The organism is Pseudochrobactrum algeriensis (assembly GCF_018436245.1).
In the GTDB taxonomy this organism is placed as follows: Bacteria; Pseudomonadota; Alphaproteobacteria; order Rhizobiales; family Rhizobiaceae; genus Pseudochrobactrum; species Pseudochrobactrum saccharolyticum.
The window spans coordinates 193739-210008 of sequence record NZ_CP075360.1 but is presented as its reverse complement, the minus strand read 5'-3'; the positions used below and the strand labels follow the sequence as shown (position 1 = coordinate 210008).

At 52.6% G+C, this 16270-nt stretch carries 14 protein-coding genes; 9 read left to right on the top strand and 5 right to left on the bottom strand.

Annotated features, from left to right (window positions below; genetic code table 11):
- Positions 1–107 precede the first annotated feature (107 nt).
- The 3 genes from KHQ09_RS01190 to KHQ09_RS01180 are packed head-to-tail and all read left to right on the top strand — an operon-like array spanning position 108 to position 3781.
- A complete protein-coding gene (locus tag KHQ09_RS01190; RefSeq protein WP_022711586.1) occupies positions 108–1031 on the top strand; it encodes an ABC transporter permease subunit in 924 nt (307 codons plus the stop codon).
- A 13-nt stretch (positions 1032–1044) separates the two neighbouring features.
- A complete protein-coding gene (locus KHQ09_RS01185; RefSeq protein WP_420801492.1) occupies positions 1045–2175 on the top strand; it encodes an ABC transporter permease in 1131 nt (376 codons plus the stop codon).
- A gap of 1 nt (position 2176) precedes the next feature.
- Positions 2177–3781, top strand: a complete 1605-nt coding sequence (locus KHQ09_RS01180) for an ABC transporter ATP-binding protein (protein WP_213600136.1) — start codon at positions 2177–2179, stop codon at positions 3779–3781.
- Between the two features lie 40 nt (positions 3782–3821).
- Here KHQ09_RS01180 and KHQ09_RS01175 read toward each other — a convergent pair whose 3' ends face one another.
- Positions 3822–5213 (bottom strand): FAD-binding oxidoreductase, encoded by a 1392-nt coding sequence (locus KHQ09_RS01175; protein ID WP_213600135.1) that lies wholly within the window; start codon positions 5211–5213, stop codon positions 3822–3824.
- Between the two features lie 167 nt (positions 5214–5380).
- Between KHQ09_RS01175 and KHQ09_RS01170 the strand changes: the two genes are divergently transcribed.
- On the top strand, positions 5381–6895 hold the full coding sequence (locus KHQ09_RS01170; RefSeq protein WP_213600134.1) for a hypothetical protein: 1515 nt from the start codon (positions 5381–5383) through the stop codon (positions 6893–6895).
- Positions 6896–6959: 64 nt separating this feature from the next.
- Here KHQ09_RS01170 and KHQ09_RS01165 read toward each other — a convergent pair whose 3' ends face one another.
- Genes KHQ09_RS01165 through KHQ09_RS01155 form a run of 3 tightly spaced genes read right to left on the bottom strand, consistent with a single transcriptional unit; the run spans position 6960 to position 11895 of the window.
- Positions 6960–10457 carry an ATP-binding protein gene (locus tag KHQ09_RS01165; RefSeq protein WP_213600133.1) on the bottom strand — a complete coding sequence of 1166 codons (3498 nt, stop codon included), beginning with the start codon at positions 10455–10457 and terminating at the stop codon, positions 6960–6962.
- Positions 10457–11758, bottom strand: a complete 1302-nt coding sequence (locus KHQ09_RS01160; protein ID WP_213600132.1) for a metallophosphoesterase family protein — start codon at positions 11756–11758, stop codon at positions 10457–10459. Before KHQ09_RS01160 ends, KHQ09_RS01165 begins: the two co-directional genes overlap by 1 nt.
- Positions 11755–11895, bottom strand: coding sequence for a hypothetical protein (locus KHQ09_RS01155; RefSeq protein WP_022711580.1), 141 nt, complete (start codon positions 11893–11895; stop codon positions 11755–11757). Before KHQ09_RS01155 ends, KHQ09_RS01160 begins: the two co-directional genes overlap by 4 nt.
- A gap of 81 nt (positions 11896–11976) precedes the next feature.
- On the opposite strand from KHQ09_RS01155, the gene KHQ09_RS01150 reads away from it, so the two are divergent.
- The 5 genes from KHQ09_RS01150 to KHQ09_RS01130 all read left to right on the top strand — a co-directional run bounded on the left by KHQ09_RS01150 (position 11977) and on the right by KHQ09_RS01130 (position 15361).
- Positions 11977–13038: a Tim44 domain-containing protein gene (locus KHQ09_RS01150; protein ID WP_213600131.1), complete on the top strand. Its 1062-nt coding sequence runs from the start codon at positions 11977–11979 to the stop codon at positions 13036–13038.
- A gap of 143 nt (positions 13039–13181) precedes the next feature.
- Positions 13182–14060, top strand: a complete 879-nt coding sequence (locus KHQ09_RS01145; protein ID WP_213600130.1) for an MBL fold metallo-hydrolase — start codon at positions 13182–13184, stop codon at positions 14058–14060.
- Positions 14061–14063: 3 nt separating this feature from the next.
- Positions 14064–14405 (top strand): ArsR/SmtB family transcription factor, encoded by a 342-nt coding sequence (locus KHQ09_RS01140; protein ID WP_420832825.1) that lies wholly within the window; start codon positions 14064–14066, stop codon positions 14403–14405.
- Between the two features lie 4 nt (positions 14406–14409).
- Positions 14410–14835, top strand: a complete 426-nt coding sequence (locus tag KHQ09_RS01135; RefSeq protein WP_213600129.1) for a YeeE/YedE family protein — start codon at positions 14410–14412, stop codon at positions 14833–14835.
- 115 nt (positions 14836–14950) lie between these two features.
- Positions 14951–15361, top strand: coding sequence for a DUF6691 family protein (locus tag KHQ09_RS01130; RefSeq protein WP_213600128.1), 411 nt, complete (start codon positions 14951–14953; stop codon positions 15359–15361).
- Between the two features lie 68 nt (positions 15362–15429).
- Here the strand turns inward: KHQ09_RS01130 and thiD are convergent, their stop codons facing one another.
- On the bottom strand, positions 15430–16269 hold the full coding sequence (gene thiD / locus KHQ09_RS01125; protein ID WP_213600127.1) for a bifunctional hydroxymethylpyrimidine kinase/phosphomethylpyrimidine kinase: 840 nt from the start codon (positions 16267–16269) through the stop codon (positions 15430–15432).
- Position 16270 lies beyond the last annotated feature (1 nt).

The window sequence follows — 16270 nt, the reverse complement described above, 5'->3', positions numbered from 1 at the left end:
TTTTTACTGGCAGGCTGCATATTCACCTATGCAGCCTGTTGCATATCAAACTATTTTAACTTTGCCGCAGCCATTATTTTTATGAAGGCTGCAGTCAGGAAAATTATATGTTGAGCTATACGCTGCGGCGGCTGGCCAGCGCGATCCCGACGATATTTATCATCATCACGCTGACCTTCTTCATGATCCGGCTTGTTCCGGGCGGCCCGTTTGATCTTGAGCGCCCGATTGATCCGCTGATCCTCGAAAACCTGAAAAAAGCCTATAATATGGATGCGCCTTTATGGCAGCAATATCTGATTTATTTAGGCAATCTGCTTCAGGGTGATCTGGGCCCGAGCTTTGCCCGCCGTGACTTTACGGTCAATGATCTGTTCGCTTCCGGTCTGCCGGTTTCCATCATGCTTGGTGGTCTGGCCCTCACACTTGCCGCCATTCTCGGCACATTGCTCGGTGCACTTGCAGCCCTGCGCCAGAATTCATGGCTGGATTATACCATTGTTGCGGTTGCAACATTCGGCATCACCACCCCCAATTTCGTTGTCGCACCGCTGCTCAGCCTGTTCTTCGGCGTTATTCTTGGCTGGGTGCCTGCCGGTGGCTGGTCTTCCGCCAATTTCACCTACTGGATTTTGCCGATCACCACACTGGCGCTCCCGCAGGTAGCGGTGATTGCCCGTTTGGTTCGCGGTTCAACCATTGAAGCCCTGCGTGCCAACCATGTGCGCACCGCCCGTGCGTATGGTCTGCCTGCCCGCATCGTCGTCGGTGTTCATGCATTGCGTGCCGCTCTTCTGCCTGCTGTCTCCTATCTGGGGCCGACAGCTGCAGCTTTGCTCACCGGTTCGGTCGTTGTGGAAACCATTTTCGGTATTCCGGGCATCGGGCGTTATTTCGTACAGGGCGCATTAGGGCGCGACTATACATTGGTGATGGGCACAGTTGTCGTCATCTCGGTCTTTGTCGTGCTGTTCAACCTCGTTGTTGACCTGATCTATGCTTATCTTGATCCGCGGGTGCGCTATGACTGATATCTCAACAAATATGCCGTCTCACGGCGCACCGGAAGGCAACACAGCCGTTGCCGGCCGTTCCCTCTGGCAGGATGCATGGATCAGACTGCGCCGTAACCGCGCCGCTGTTGCCAGTGCCGTTGTGCTGATTTTCCTGTCGCTCGTCGGTATTTTCGGGCCGATGGTCAGCCCGCATCCTTATGAAAAAATCTATCCGCAATTTGTGCGCGTGGCACCAAGCCTTGAAGCTTACCCGCGTGCGGATACGATTATTCCCGGCCTTGAGCGGGAAATGGCACGTGCCCGCCTGAAAGGCGGAGAACCGGAACTTGCCGGTTCAAAGCTCACAGTTGACGTGACCTCAAGTGCGGGACGTGAACTGGATCAGCGCGTTCTGCGTTATTTCGAACGTTCCGATCTGTTCAGTAATCCGAGCCTTGAACTGGCTGCAGACAAGCTGAGCGGCAAGCTCTCGCTGGATGTGGCACGGAATTACTTCTTCTTCGGCACCGATAATCTCGGCCGCGATATGATGACCCGTACCTTTATCGGTGTGCGTATTTCTCTCGCGATCGGCCTACTGGCTTCCGTTATGGCGCTTGTTCTTGGCGTCAGCTATGGCGCTATTTCCGGCTATCTCGGCGGGCGTGCTGACAATATTATGATGCGTATTGTCGATATTCTCTATTCTCTGCCCTTCATCTTCTTCGTCATTCTGATGCTGGTGTTTTTCGGGCGGTCGATTATCATCATCTTCATCGCCATCGGTGCAACGGAATGGCTGGATATGGCGCGTATTGTGCGCGGTCAGACCCTGAGCCTCAAACGGCAGGAATTTGTGCAGGCGGCAGAAGCGCTCGGTGCAACACGACGAGGTATCATCACCCGTCATATTATTCCGAATGCTCTGGGGCCGGTGATTGTTTTCGTTACCCTGTTGGTACCGAAAGCCATTCTGCTCGAAAGCTTGCTGTCCTTCCTCGGTCTTGGTGTTCAGGATCCGATGACATCGCTCGGCCTGCTGATCTCTGAAGGGGCGCAGAATATGCGCGGTGCTTCATGGCAGCTGATTTTCCCTGCAGTCACCCTGACACTCATTCTCTTTGCGCTGAACTTCCTGGGCGACGGCCTGCGTGACAGCCTTGATCCGAAGGACCGTTAAGATGACAGCAGAAACAGTCTTATCTGTACGCAACCTGCGCGTGACATTTGAAACCAATGACGGGCCGGTTCATGCGGTACGCGGTATCAGCCTTGATGTGAAGTCCGGCGAGACCGTCGCTATTGTCGGTGAATCCGGTTCCGGCAAAAGCCAGACAACCATGGCGATCATGGGATTGCTATCGTCGAATGGTAAAGCGACCGGTCAGGCGCTTTATCGCGGTCAGGATCTGGTCGGCATGTCCGACAAAGAGCTGAATAAAATCCGTGGTGCCAAAATCACCATGATTTTTCAGGAACCGATGACCTCGCTTGATCCGCTCTATAAAATCGGCGATCAGTTGGCCGAGCCTTTGCGTTTTCACCGTGGCATGAGCAAGGCGCAGGCACGTCCGCGCATTCTGGAACTGCTGAAACTGGTCGGCATTCCCGAACCGGAACGCCGCATCGACAGCTATCCTTATGAGTTATCAGGTGGTCAGCGCCAGCGTGTGATGATTGCCATGGCATTGGCGAATGATCCGGATATCCTGATAGCCGATGAGCCGACAACGGCGCTGGATGTGACTATTCAGGCGCAAATTCTGGAACTGCTGGCCGATTTGCAGAAGCGTCTTGGCATGGCTATCGTTTTCATTACCCATGATCTGGGGATTGTGAAACGTTTTGCCGATCAGGTTTGCGTCATGCGCTCCGGTGAAGTGGTTGAAAGCGGTGCAACGGAGAAAATTTTTTCCTCTCCCGAGCATGCCTATACCAAGATGCTGCTTGATGCAGAGCCGGAAGGCACCAAAGCCGCGCCACCGGCGACCGCCCCTTTGCTGATTGAGGCAGATGATGTGTCTGTCACGTTCAATCTGGCAAAAGGCTGGCTGAAACCGCAAACCTATCTGCGCGCGGTGGATGGTATTTCGCTCAACCTCAAACAGGGGCAGACCATCGGCATTGTCGGGGAATCCGGTTCGGGCAAATCCACACTCGGCCGTGCTATTCTGCGCCTGCTGAAATCGGACGGGCGTATCGCCTATCTGGGCAAAGAGCTACCGACAGACCCGCAGGAAATGCGCCCGAAACGGCGCGAATTACAGCTGGTGTTTCAGGATCCGTTCGGTTCGCTCAGCCCGCGCATGACTGTCGGGCGGATTATCACCGAAGGCCTGCTGATCCATGAGCCGGAACTCTCCGCCAAAGAGCGGGATATCCGTGCGGGTGAAGCACTGAAAGAGGTTGGCCTTGAGCCTTCAATGCGCAACCGCTATCCGCATGAATTTTCCGGCGGCCAGCGTCAGCGTATTGCGATTGCACGTACCATGATCCTGAAGCCGAAAGTCATTGTGCTGGATGAACCAACCAGTGCGCTTGACCGCTCGGTGCAAAAACAGGTGGTGACTTTGCTGCGTGATCTGCAGGAAAAATACGGCCTGTCCTATCTCTTCATCAGCCATGATCTGGCAGTGGTGCGTGCGCTTTCCGATTATATTCTGGTGATGAAAACCGGTAAGGTCGTCGAAGAAGGTCAGACCGAGCAGATTTTCGATGCACCGCGTGAGGATTATACCAAAGCGCTGATGCAGGCTTCCATGAGCGAAAAACGCTTCGGAGCGTAAAGATCAAAAAGGCCGGAGCTTAAAGTCCGGCCTTTTATTTTTAATCCAGTACTTTACCGGGATTAAGAATATTATGCGGATCAAGCGCCGCTTTCAGTGTTTTCAGAGTCTGTAATTCGGCAGCGCTGCGGCTGTAATGCAGCCACGGTTTTTTATGCAGGCCGATACCGTGTTCCGCTGAAACCGAGCCTTTAAATGTGCGGATAATGTCATAGACAATATCTTCAACCGCGCGGTCATCTTCGGTGAAATCCGTGTATTTCGTAATATCAATATGAAAATTACAATCACCGACATGGCCGAAAAACAGGCTGGTCATACCCGGATAGCGGTTCTGCAATGCTGCCTGAATAGCATCTACTGCCGCACCAATCTGTGTTTGCGGGACTGAGACATCAAAACCGATACACGGGCCTTCATGGGTCATGATTTCTGCAATGGCATCGCGCATTGTCCAGAATTCTTCGGCTTCACGATGGGACTGCGCAATGGCAGCATCGGCAATCCAGCCCTCTTCCAAGGCATGTTCCAGAACCGACTGGAACAAATCCGCTTCCGCATCCGGTTCAGCGCCCTGCATATCCATCAGCACATAAAGCGGATAGCTGCCTTCAAGCGGTGCGCGGGCATATTTCGCAGCCATATTGTAATAGTCGCCCCACATGGCTTCAAAAGCACTGACACGGCCGGAAAGACGCTTTTGCGCATAATTCAGCAAATTCAGGGCATTCTCAAAATTCTCAAGCGCAACGACTGCGGCATTGGCACCGCCAATCCCCGGACGCAGACGCAGCACGGCACGGGTCACAACGCCCATTGTGCCTTCCGCACCGATAAACAGATGCTTCATATCCAGCGCCGCATTGTTTTTCGGCATTTCATTCATCATGCTGAGAATTGTGCCGTCTGCCAGCACCGCTTCCAGACCCAGCACCAGATCACGGGTCATACCATAGCGGATTACACGATTGCCGCCCGCATTGGTGGAGATATTGCCGCCGATCTGGCAGGAACCGCGCGCGCCCAGATCCAGCGCAAAATTCATGCCTGCATTGCGCGCTGCGTCCTGAATATTCTGCAGAATGGCACCGGCTTCGACAATCATCGTTCCGGCCTGCGCATTGATCGTCTCAATGCGGTTCATATTGCGCAGCGACAACAACACACAATCCTGTACCGGCACTGCGCCGCCGGCAAGGCCGGTCAGTCCGCCCTGCGGAACAACAGCGATACGGTATTCATTGCAGAGTTTCAGAATTTCAGAAACAGTTTGTGTATCCCGTGGCAGAACCAGAGCCAGCGGTGTGCCGCCCTGTTCATCGCTCCAGTCACTCAGATGCGAAATATCAAGATCAGAACCGGTTTGAATGTCTTTACCGAGAAGACCGGATAGTTTTTCCAGCAGTAACTGCCGGACAGAAGCGCTTTGCATTTCATTCCCCTTGATTTGTGAGATTATGTTTATTGGAATTGGCTCTGAATTGTTATAGGGATTTACAAAATTATTACGCTTCAGGTCGTTCTGTTTTTTAATAAGTTCGGCAGCAATCATCCTGCGGTCAAAATTAATATTGTCCGTTCTTTTTACTGAGGTTTCTCATGCCATTGAATATGTCCCGCTCTGCTTTTGCCAAAACTTTCGTTCTGACTGCTGTGATCGCGCCGCTTTGGGCTGGCACTGCACTGGCATGGACAGGTGATGATGTTGCAAAGCGTCTGCAGGCTCTGCTCAAAGAACAGATGGTGGAACTGACATTCTCCAAAGCAGAAACCGATGGCAAAAATGTCATTCTGCATGATGCAAAAGCACAGATTGCTATGCCAAAAACTTCGGCTGACGAAACAGAAGAAGTGGAAAAGGACGAGAAAGACAACGCTCCTGTAAACCTCGGCAAGATTACGCTGAGCAATATTACCGAGGGCGAAGGCGATGTTTATCTCGTTGAAAAAGCCGCATTTGATGATGTCAAAATCGTTGAAGACAACAGCGTTTTCACCACCTCTGATATCCGCTTCAACAATGTCAAATTGACCAAAGACCCGAAAGTCGATCTGCTCGGCCGTATGCAATATGCCGAAAGCTTTCATCTCGGTGCCATCAGTGTCACGGTCGAAGGCAAGCCGGTTTTTGAACTGAACGGCGTACATTTCGCGCAGGAACCTTTTAGCAAAGAAAAAGCCAGCAATTATAGCTGGGGCATTGAGGCGCTGAAGGTTGATCTTGAAGAAGCGAACCGCATCGATCAGGAAAAGAAGAAAAAAGAAGCCGCTGAGTTTCAGAAATCTGTAGAGGAAGCCACGAAGGCGGCAGAAGAAGCTGCACAGGAATCAGCAGATGCTGCGGAAGCGACCACTGAAAATGCTGCACCGGCAACCGATGATGCAGCCCCTGCTGACAAGGCTGATGCTGCAGTTGAAGCCGATGCGAATACAGATATTGCCACCGACAATACTGACGAGGCGATTGAAGACAGCGGCGACGCGGAAGAACTGGCAGAAGATACCAGTGACCTCGACATGGACGCAATCCGTGCGCTCGGACTGGAAAAAATTCACCTGACCATGGATGGCAAAGGCACCTGGTCACCTTATAGCGGCGAATATACTGTCGATCAGATGACCATTAGCGGTCAGAATATCGGTACTTATAATTATAAGCTCGCAATGGGCGGTTATAATCTGAAATTCATCAAAGCTGTGCAGGATCTGCTGACCAGTGTGATGGAAGACGGCGGCGACAACACTTCCATGCAGATTGCAGCCGTGGGCATGTTGCAGAACCTCTCCATCAAAAATATGGAGATGCGTTATGATGATGCGAATTTCTTCGGCAAAGTGCTGGACTATCAGGCAAAAGAACGCGGTATCACCCGTGAAGAACTCGTAAAAGAAATGAAAGACCAGCTGCAATTCGGCGTTGTTTATTTTGAGAATGAGCCGCTTGTAGTCGACGCTGTGAAAGCTCTGGGTGAATATTTGGACGCACCGAAATCCCTCAGCCTGAAAATCCAGCCTGAAAATCCGGTGACCTTCGGCATTCTGACAGCAGTTGGTATGGCTGAGCCGAAAAAACTCTGGTCAGTGCTTGGCGTTAAAGTCGAAGCCAACAAATAAAATACATATCAAACAAAAAGCCTGCATCTCCGGATGCAGGCTTTTTTTGTATCTTCATTACACATCAGAGCTGATGCAGACGCACATCCGGATACACATCCTGCGCGATCTCGCATAAATGCTGGTGATGGGTCAGATAGATCACCTGCCCCTGACCGGCCATTTGTGTGAAAAGCCGGAAAGTTTCCCGCGCACGGTCATCATCAAATGTTTCCATAATATCATCGGCGATAAACGGCATCGGACGGCGCGATACAAATTCATAATAACCGGCGATACGCAAAGCCAGATAAAGCTGGAACCGTGTGCCCTTAGACAATTGATCTGCCGTTTTTGAACTGCCATCGGCAGCCACTGCAATCAGAATTTCACTGTCCTTGTCGGTCTGCGTTGTCAGCTGGCGATAACTGCCCTGACTGATCGCGGCAAAAGCCGCCGATGCCTGCGCCATCATGGATGAGCGATGCTGATCGCGATAAAGGCGCAAAGCCTGTTCCGCCGCGCTGATACCAAAACGCAGACGCAAATATTGTTTCGATTTTTCTTCAATCTCCAGCAATAAGGTACGGCGCTGTTCATCCAGCTTTGCAGCACTGTCATCACCGGCCTGCGCCTCACGCAAAAGCTGCTCAGCCTGCATTTTCAGGCGATATTGTTCCTGCTTATGCCGGTCCTGTGCTTCATCCTGTTCACGCAGAACCAGCAATTGTTCTTTGAGCTCACCACTATCGGTTTGCGCCATCAGGTCTTCAGCTTCTGCCGGATGTGCAAGTTTCAGCAAATGAATAATCGTTTGCTCTTCATCCGCAAGCACTTGTTCCAGCTGCGCTTTTTTAGCACCCGCCTGAATTTTAAAACCGGCATCTTCCAGCGTATCCGCCTGCAATTGCGTGAGCATTGCCTGCTTTCTGGCATTCAGCTCACTGGTTTTCTGGTTCAGTTGCAGCCTGTGCTGTTCCGCTTCCGCCAGACGACCTTGCAGCTCTTGCAGTTTTTTGTGTTCTTCCTCTGCTTTGCGAATGCGCTGCGCGCTATACATAGCAAGCTCGGCGACCGGTATCCCCTCACCCGCCGATTTCTGCACTGGCAGACCAAGACGCTTCGCTAAAGCTTCCGTCTCACGACGATAGGCTGCCTGATCATCGTGCATCGCATGGATACGTTGCGCCAGATCATGACTGCGCTCCAGCGCCGGAGCCAGCTCTGCGGTAAGGTTCAGAATTTCACGCACCTCATCCAGCGCCGGAACAACATCTGCCTGCCCCAGCCATGTAGCCTGACAAGTGCTTGCCCAGTCTTGTTGCCACTGCGCATCCTGCGCCTGAATCTCGTCGGCATCTTTGCGACGACGGCGCAGTTCCTGCTCCCGCTCCGCCAGTTCTGCCTGCAAACCGGCATACAGCTGAAAACTGTCATGCAGAGTGACGGCTTGCGTTTGGAGTGCGCTTAAGCCAGTTTCCGCAGCAGCTACACCGACCTGTTGTAATGCAGAGGTCAGATCAGTTTCCGCCTGTCTGATTTGTGCCAGCTTCTCATCACGTGACCGGCAGGCTCGCAGCCAAAGCTGACGCTTTTGCAGTAAAGCTTCGCGTCTCTCCATCCAACGCAATAAACTACCTGCAGATAATTTCTCTTTGCAGGCTGGTACAAGCTGTTGCTGCCATATAGCGAGACGCGCTTCCACCGCCTGCAAATCCGCTTGCGCCGCGGCACCAGAATTTTTAAGATGCAGGTTCTGTGCCTCAAGCACAGCAAGCCGTTCCCGCAATTGCATGACGCGGGCAAATTCCGCCGCTTGTGTCAGCCTGTTATGCACGGCCTGATCGTCTTGCGTCAGATATTGCTCAAACGCATCTGCACTTTCACTGCTCAGGCTCTTACGATGCTGCTGCCATGCGGCATTGCGATTTTGGCGCAGTTCCGCGGCCTGTTCCTGCGTGATAACCAGACTATTTTGCTGCACAGCCTGCAATTGCGCGCGCAATTGCACCATTTCATCGGTGTTTTTGGCCTGATTATCCTGTGTTTGTTGCCAGCGGTTTTGCAGAGTTTGTATATCCCGCCCTGCTGCTTCCACTTCCGCAACATCAGGCACCGCCAAGGTGGCGAGTAGTTTCAGATCAGTCTCAAAATCATCCTGACGATAAGGCAGTACCTGCCAGATTTCATGCAGTTGTGCTTCTTCTTCCCGTGCAGCCTGATCGGCCAGTCGCAAAGAATTGCTCAAATCCTCACTGCGTAAACGGTTCAGCAGATCATGCAGGTAACGCATTGATACAGGATCGTAATGTGCCTGCGTGATGCCGCTTTGCTTCAACTTATCCTGCGCAAGTTTCAGCCGTTCTTCCGCAACAGCCAATTCCTTGCCAGTCATTTGCAAAGCTGCCGTAATACCGGAGCGCTGCTCAATCAGGCTGCGCAATGCCGTTTCTGTCTGAATATTGATAAGCAATGTGCGCGGATCAGTTTTGATATCCCGTCCCAGACGGATCAGCAGCGCCTCAATTTTATGTTGCTCAGCACGTAGCGCAGCTTCCCGCTCCGGCAAATCCTTCTCTGCTGTTACAAATCGTGCCTGTAATGCTTGTAACTGTCCGGCAGAAGTGGCGAGATTCAGCGCATTTTCATCAGGGTGAATTTCAGCAATTTCCCGTTCAAGCCGCGCGATCTCTGCCGACTGATTTTCAACCCGAACGCGCAGCTCCGCATCATCGATCATCAATCGCGGCTGTTCATCGGCAAAACCGGCAGGCACCGCCGGAATATCTGCAAAAGCAGTCAGGTCTTCACGCAGGCGATGCAGCCGGTGATAATGCGGCAATGCATTGAGCATGGCCTCAATCTCAGCAATGCGGCCTCTTATCTGCCCATGCGCAGTCAGCGCCTGCTGATATTCCGCCTCGGCCTGCCGGAAACTGTCGCTCAATTTGCCATAGCTTTGCGCCGAGCTTTTCGCATCCAGCTCGGCTTTCGCGGTTTCAAGCTCTTTCAATTGCACATTGAGATCAACCAGCCCGCCTGTACGCGCACCGGAACGATAGAACTGATCTGCGCGGCTGCGCAGCAAGTTGAGATTCTGGCTGATACCCGCAAGACCGGCACTGGCCGAAAACAGCAATTCACCGAGATTACCCTTGCTGGCAAGGATCGCATCGCCGCCTTCTTCCAATGTGTCATCGTCCAGCGAGAACATCATGCGATAGGCATTGCGATCAATATCGCCTAATTCGTCGGAAATCAGCGTTTCCGGCAGAACGCTGCCAGCCGGATCACTCAGGTTGTTATTACGCGCTTTGATACGCACCAGTTCCTGCGTTGCGCCCTGCAATTGCAGAGAAGCGCCGATTTTCATTGCTGAATAAGAATGCAGAAAATCATAGCGGCTCTTATGCTCAATACCGAAGAGCAGATCGAGCAGCGCCGAAAACGTGGTTGATTTTCCCGCTTCATTCGGCCCGTAAATAATATGCAAATCAGGTTTGCCCTGATCTGCTGCACCAAAATCCAGCACATGATCGGTAAAACGGCCATAGCGGGTGAGATCCAGACGATTAATCCGCATTATGCCTGTTCCTCTGCCTGTGCGGCCGCACTCAATTCTGCCAGCACATCCTCACTGCCTTTTTGCAATAAATCAGCAATCAGTGCCTGCGCCTGTGCTTCATCGCCACCGAAAACATTGCGCATCTCAGCAGGCAGTCTTCTCACCAGAGCATCCATCTGCTCTGCAAGACCGCTTTGGAAATGGTTAGAGGCGGCCAGCTCATCGGCAATCAGCCTGCCCAGTTCCAACAGCGGATCAACGGTCAGAGCACCTTCGCTTTTCTGTATTTTGCGTGGCGGGGTGCATTCAAGCTCGAGCTTTTCAATCCAGCAATCACCGGTTTGTGCTGCCCTGTCCTCGGCCTCAGTCAGCAGCAGATCATGGTCACGGCGCATCTGCCATGCCAGAGGCGTGGTGCCGGTCAGATGCAGACGGGCGACAAGCTGTTCGCTGGCCGTCGCTTCGCGCTTAGCTTCCAGCGCCTCATGCACTGCCGCAATCACAGCACGCCAATCCTCGCAAGCCGAGACATCAACATTCACTCGCTCAAATTGCGCGATTGACGTCAGTCGCTCTTCTGTCTGCACAGTGCCATCATCATTCACCGTGACAAGCGTTACGGATTTCGCACCGGCCTCATTAATATCGCGCCCTTGCGGATTACCCGCCATTACTACCGTGCTGTTATAATGACTGGTCGGTGCATAGACCGCCCGCTTATGAATATGACCAAGTGCCCAATAATGAAAACCATGCGATTGCAGATCATTAACGCTGACCGGCGCATAAAGGTCATGCCCTTCAGCGCCATTGAGACTGGTATGCATCAGCCCGATATTCACCGCACCGCTGACCGGCAATCCGTAATTGGGCAGCAGACTGTTTTCCGCTTGGGGTTTGGCAAAACTCAACCCGTGAATAACCACCGGCTGAGCATAATCCGGCGCTGAAACAGTTATCGCGCGGGCTTTGCGGTCAAAAATCTGCACCCGCTCCGGCAGGGTCAGCTCTTTGGTAATTTTCGACAGCGCATCGTGATTGCCGCGAATGATGAAAACATCAATCCCCGCCTGATCCAGACGGCGCAGCTGTTCTGCCAGAAAACGTGCAGTTTTCATCGAAGTCTGGTCGCCGTCATAAAGATCACCGGCAATCAGCAGTGCATTCACGCGTTCACTCAACGCCAGATCGATAATGCGTTCAAAAGCACGGCGGGTCGCATTGCCGATCAGCACCGCGAGTTCCTGATTGCGCAAGGCCAATGAGCGCAGCGGTGAATCCAGATGGATATCCGCCGCGTGAATGAAGCGATAGGTCAAATCAGCTCCTGAAAAGTCAGGTTAAAGTCTTTGCGCTGACTATGCGACGGGCCGGTTACAAAAATCAATGCAGCACCGCATTTTAAAAGTGCATAGCTGCCTGTGTTCACCTGACTGAATAAATTCTTGTAAATCATAGGATTTTCTTATGGCAAACACTTACAATTGAAAAATCCCGTTCCTATATGCAGCCAAAGCACTTTTTTCAGGAGACACATATGTTGCGTGCCACCTCACGTTTAAGTCAGTTCACAGTCGCATTGGGACTGGCGCTCGTTGTATCGCTTTCGGCGATGGATATTGCCGATGCCAGACGTGCGGGTGGTGGCAGCAGCTTCGGCAGCCGCGGCAGCAAGACCTATCAGGCACCTGCACCAACGCAGACTGCGCCAAATACTGCTGCGCCGATTGAACGCTCCATGACCCCGAATACCGGTGCGCAGACACGCCCTGCACAGGGTGCGGCGGCTGCCAATGCAGCAAAGCCTGGTTTCTTCAATAATTTCGGCCGTTCCATGCTGGGTGGCCTGCTGGTCGGCGGTCTGATCGGTATGCTGCTGGGCAATGGTCTCGGCGGTATGGCCGGTTTCCTCGGCCTGATCCTGCAGGTTGCCCTGTTCGCAGGTCTGGCCATGCTGGCCATGCGCTTTTTCGCCAACCGTAATAAGCCTGCAACGGCTGCTGCCGGAGCCGGTAATGCTGGCGCGAACCGTGCGAACCCGATGCAGAATCTGGGTGCGCAGTTTGGCAAGCGCGATAACAACACACATGCACGGTCTTCAACCTCTGTACCATCAGCCGGTTTTGGCGCCAATACAAGTTCGGGTGCAGCTGCAAGCATGATGCAGCCTGCTGTAGAAGAAAAGCCACTGACCGTTACGCAGGAAGATCTGGAGCATTTTGAAAAAATGCTGACCGAAGTCCAGACAGCCTATGGTCAGGAAAATTACGGTACGCTGCGTCAGCTGACAACACCGGAAGCTATGTCTTATCTGGCCGAAGAACTGGGCGAAAACGCTACCAACGGCCTGCGCAACCATGTCAGCGATGTGAAATTGCTGCAGGGCGATGTGTCGGAAGGCTGGAGCGAAGAAGGCAAAGATTACGCCACCGTTGCCATTCGTTATGAAAGCATCGACTATCTTGCAGACCGCAATACCGGCGAACTGGCTGAAGGCGAAAGCATGGAGATTTCGGAAAGCACCGAAGTCTGGACTTTTGTTCGTCCTGCCAATGGCCGCATTGAAGAGTGGAAACTTTCTGCAATTCAGGCAGCATAAGCGCTCTAATTGATGAACTAAGAAAAGCCGCTCTGAATTTCAGGGCGGCTTTTTTTATTACCTTTAAATATTTATACTTTAATGATTGCATTTTTTTGCAATCGAATATATTTAATTAAAAAGATAATGAAAGCAGGTAGAAAATGCAGAAACCAGACATTGCCGCATTTTACGATCAGCGTACCGGTTCCGTTCAATATGTTGTTGCAGACCCTGAAACACTGGACTGCGTGATTATTGATCCCGTGCTGGAATATGATGAAAAATCCGGCCAGACTGCCACCAACCATGCTGATAAGATGCTGGATTATATTGCACGCCGCAGCTATCGGCTGGTGCGGATTCTCGACACGCATCCCCATGCCGATCATCTTTCTGCCGCCCATTATCTGCACACCCGCACCGGTGCACCGACTGCTATCGGTGCAGAAGTCAGACAAGTGCAGAAAATCTGGTCTGAGCTGTATAACTGGCCGGATCTGGCCTGTGACGGTTCGCAATGGGATCATTTGTTTGAAGATGGTGAGACATTTAAAGTCGGCAATCTCGATGCCCGCGTGATCCATTCCCCCGGCCACACGCTGGCCTCGGTCACTTATGTGATCGGCGATGCCGCTTTCATCCATGATACATTATTCATGCCAGACGGCGGCACAGCGCGCGCCGATTTTCCGGGCGGCAATGCCACGGCACTGTGGAACAGTATTCAGGCCATTCTGCAATTGCCGGAAGATACGCGTCTGTTTACCGGTCATGATTACCGGCCGAACGGCCGCGAAGCCCGTTGGGAATCCCGCATTGGTGAACAATTGCAAGATAATATTCATCTCAGCCGCTACTGTGATGAGGCGAGTTTCGTGGCCGCTCGTCAGGCACGGGATGCGACTTTGCCGATCCCTAAACTGATGCTCCATGCCTTGCAGGTGAATATTCGCGGCGGACGTTTGCCGGAGCCGGAAGATAACGGACAGCGCTATATCAAAATCCCGCTCGGGCGTTTTGACGGCGCGCCGTGGGAGTGAACAATGTCTGATATGATGCCAACTGAAGTCACAGCACCTGACGCCAATGAGCTGCGCGCACGGGTGAATGAGGCTTCCGCCTTTCTGAAAAAAATGTCCAATCCCGACCGCTTGCAGGTGATCTGCGCTTTGGTTGAGGGTGAACTGTCGGTGCGCCAGCTTGAAGATATGCTCGGCATCCGCCAGCCCGGCCTGTCACAGCAGCTGGCAGAATTGCGCGCTGCCGGACTGATCAGCGCCCGTAAAGAAGGCAAAGCCGTGTTTTATTCTCTGGCCGATGAGCGGGTGAAAATCTTCATCGCCACCATGCATCAACTGTTTTGTGCACCGGATATAAGGACATAACATCATGGAAAATTTCACCCCATGGTCTGCTCTTGGCGGCGGATTGCTGATCGGGCTTTCTGCGGTCTTGCTGATGTTGTTTGAAGGCCGGATTGCCGGTATCAGCGGTATCGTCAGCAGACTATTCCCGCCCTATAGCGACAGTCGTTTTTTATCCCGCGCCGGTTTTGTGCTGGGATTACTGGCTGCGCCTTTTCTCTATCTGCTCTTCACCGGTGCACTGCCTGCAATCACAGTCGCATCCGATCCGGTCCTAATGATGAGTGCCGGTCTGCTGGTTGGTTTTGGCGCGGTCTTGGGCAGCGGTTGCACATCCGGTCACGGTGTATGCGGCATTTCCCGCCTCTCGCCCCGCTCATTGCTAGCGACAACATTGTTCATGGCAGCCGGTTTCATCACCGTCTTCATCATGCGCCATCTCGTCGGATAGAGCATAATTCCTAAAACTTGGATAAGTTTAAGATAAAATTATGCTCTAATTTTAAAGTGTTAGAGCGACCTTTGTGTGCCAAGTCTGGCACACGGCGCTCTAAAGGAGGTCGATCATGTCATTTCTGATTAATCTTATTATCGGTCTGATCTTCGGGCTGGGACTGGTGGTTTCCGGTCTGGCCGATCCTGAGAAAGTGCTGAATTTTCTCGATATTACCGGAAACTGGGATCCGTCATTGGCTCTGGTGATGGGTGCGGCAGTGGTTACAACTTTCATCGGTTATCGCGTGGTTTTTGCCCGTAAGAAACCGCTCTGCGCCATTGATTTTGATGTGCCTGCAAACCGTAAAGCCGACAAATCCCTGATGACAGGGGCAATCCTGTTCGGCATCGGCTGGGGGCTTGGCGGCATTTGTCCGGGGCCTGCGATTACCACAGTAGGTTTAGCCGCAACCGGAACATTGATCTTTGTACCGGCCATGATAGTCGGCATGCTGATCGCCCGCAAAGTGAGGGCTTCCTGATTTTTCAGGAAGCCCTCGCCATCAGCTATTTTAAAGTGTCAGAGCGACCTTTGTGAGCCAAATATGGCTCACGGCGCTCTGATTTGATCAATCGAATGAAACACAGGGCCGTGGCCTACTGATCGGCCATTTCCGTCTTTCATGCCGACTTCAAGTTGATGTGCAGCACCAATCGCCCGTAACAGATAGGCTTTGGCCTCGCGCACTGCATCCGGCAATATATTGCCTTTTGCCAGTTCCGCCGCCAAAGCGCTGGAGAGCGTGCAGCCGGTGCCGTGGGTATCCGGCGTTTCAATTCGCGCGGCCTCAAACCATTCTGTATGCGTGTTGCTCAGCAAAAGATCGGGGCAGAATTCGCCTGCCATATGCCCGCCCTTCATCAGCACAGCTTTGCAACCTTTAGCCAGCAAAGCACGGCCTTGTCGCTCCATCTCCTCGCGGTTTTCCGCGACCGGTTGTCCGAGCAATGCTGCCGCTTCCGGCAGGTTCGGTGTCAACAAAGTTGCCAGCGGCAGCAATTTCTGCGTCAGGCTTTCCACCGCCTGCGGGTCGAGCAATGCTGCACCACCTTTGGCAATCATAACCGGATCAAGCACAATCTGCAAATCCGGTTGTTTGACAAGCTGCTCCTGCAAAACTTGCGCCACGCGGTCAGAAATTTGCGCATTGACGATCATGCCGATCTTAACCGCATCGACCCGCACATCACTGAAAATCATGCTTAGCTGCTGGGCAACAAAATCTGCCGGTACGGGAAAAACACCGGAAACGCCTTGTGTATTTTGTGCGGTCAACGCAGTCAGCGCCGCCATGCCGTAAGTGCCGCGCGCAGCAAAGGTTTTCAGATCAGCCTGAATACCGGCACCACCGGACGGATCAGAGCCGGCAAGAGAAAGAACATTCTTCATC

Bases quoted from the DNA above. Each gene is read 5' to 3' on its own strand.
- KHQ09_RS01190 (WP_022711586.1), top strand. From the start codon at position 108: ATGTTGAGCTATACGCTGCGGCGGCTGGCCAGCGCGATCCCGACGATA.
- KHQ09_RS01185 (WP_420801492.1), top strand. From the start codon at position 1,045: ATGCCGTCTCACGGCGCACCGGAAGGCAACACAGCCGTTGCCGGCCGT.
- KHQ09_RS01180 (WP_213600136.1), top strand. From the start codon at position 2,177: ATGACAGCAGAAACAGTCTTATCTGTACGCAACCTGCGCGTGACATTT.
- KHQ09_RS01175 (WP_213600135.1), bottom strand. From the start codon at position 5,213: ATGCAAAGCGCTTCTGTCCGGCAGTTACTGCTGGAAAAACTATCCGGT.
- KHQ09_RS01170 (WP_213600134.1), top strand. From the start codon at position 5,381: ATGCCATTGAATATGTCCCGCTCTGCTTTTGCCAAAACTTTCGTTCTG.
- KHQ09_RS01165 (WP_213600133.1), bottom strand. From the start codon at position 10,457: ATGCGGATTAATCGTCTGGATCTCACCCGCTATGGCCGTTTTACCGAT.
- KHQ09_RS01155 (WP_022711580.1), bottom strand. From the start codon at position 11,895: ATGATTTACAAGAATTTATTCAGTCAGGTGAACACAGGCAGCTATGCA.
- KHQ09_RS01150 (WP_213600131.1), top strand. From the start codon at position 11,977: ATGTTGCGTGCCACCTCACGTTTAAGTCAGTTCACAGTCGCATTGGGA.
- KHQ09_RS01145 (WP_213600130.1), top strand. From the start codon at position 13,182: ATGCAGAAACCAGACATTGCCGCATTTTACGATCAGCGTACCGGTTCC.
- KHQ09_RS01140 (WP_420832825.1), top strand. From the start codon at position 14,064: ATGTCTGATATGATGCCAACTGAAGTCACAGCACCTGACGCCAATGAG.
- KHQ09_RS01135 (WP_213600129.1), top strand. From the start codon at position 14,410: ATGGAAAATTTCACCCCATGGTCTGCTCTTGGCGGCGGATTGCTGATC.
- KHQ09_RS01130 (WP_213600128.1), top strand. From the start codon at position 14,951: ATGTCATTTCTGATTAATCTTATTATCGGTCTGATCTTCGGGCTGGGA.
- thiD (WP_213600127.1), bottom strand. From the start codon at position 16,269: ATGAAGAATGTTCTTTCTCTTGCCGGCTCTGATCCGTCCGGTGGTGCC.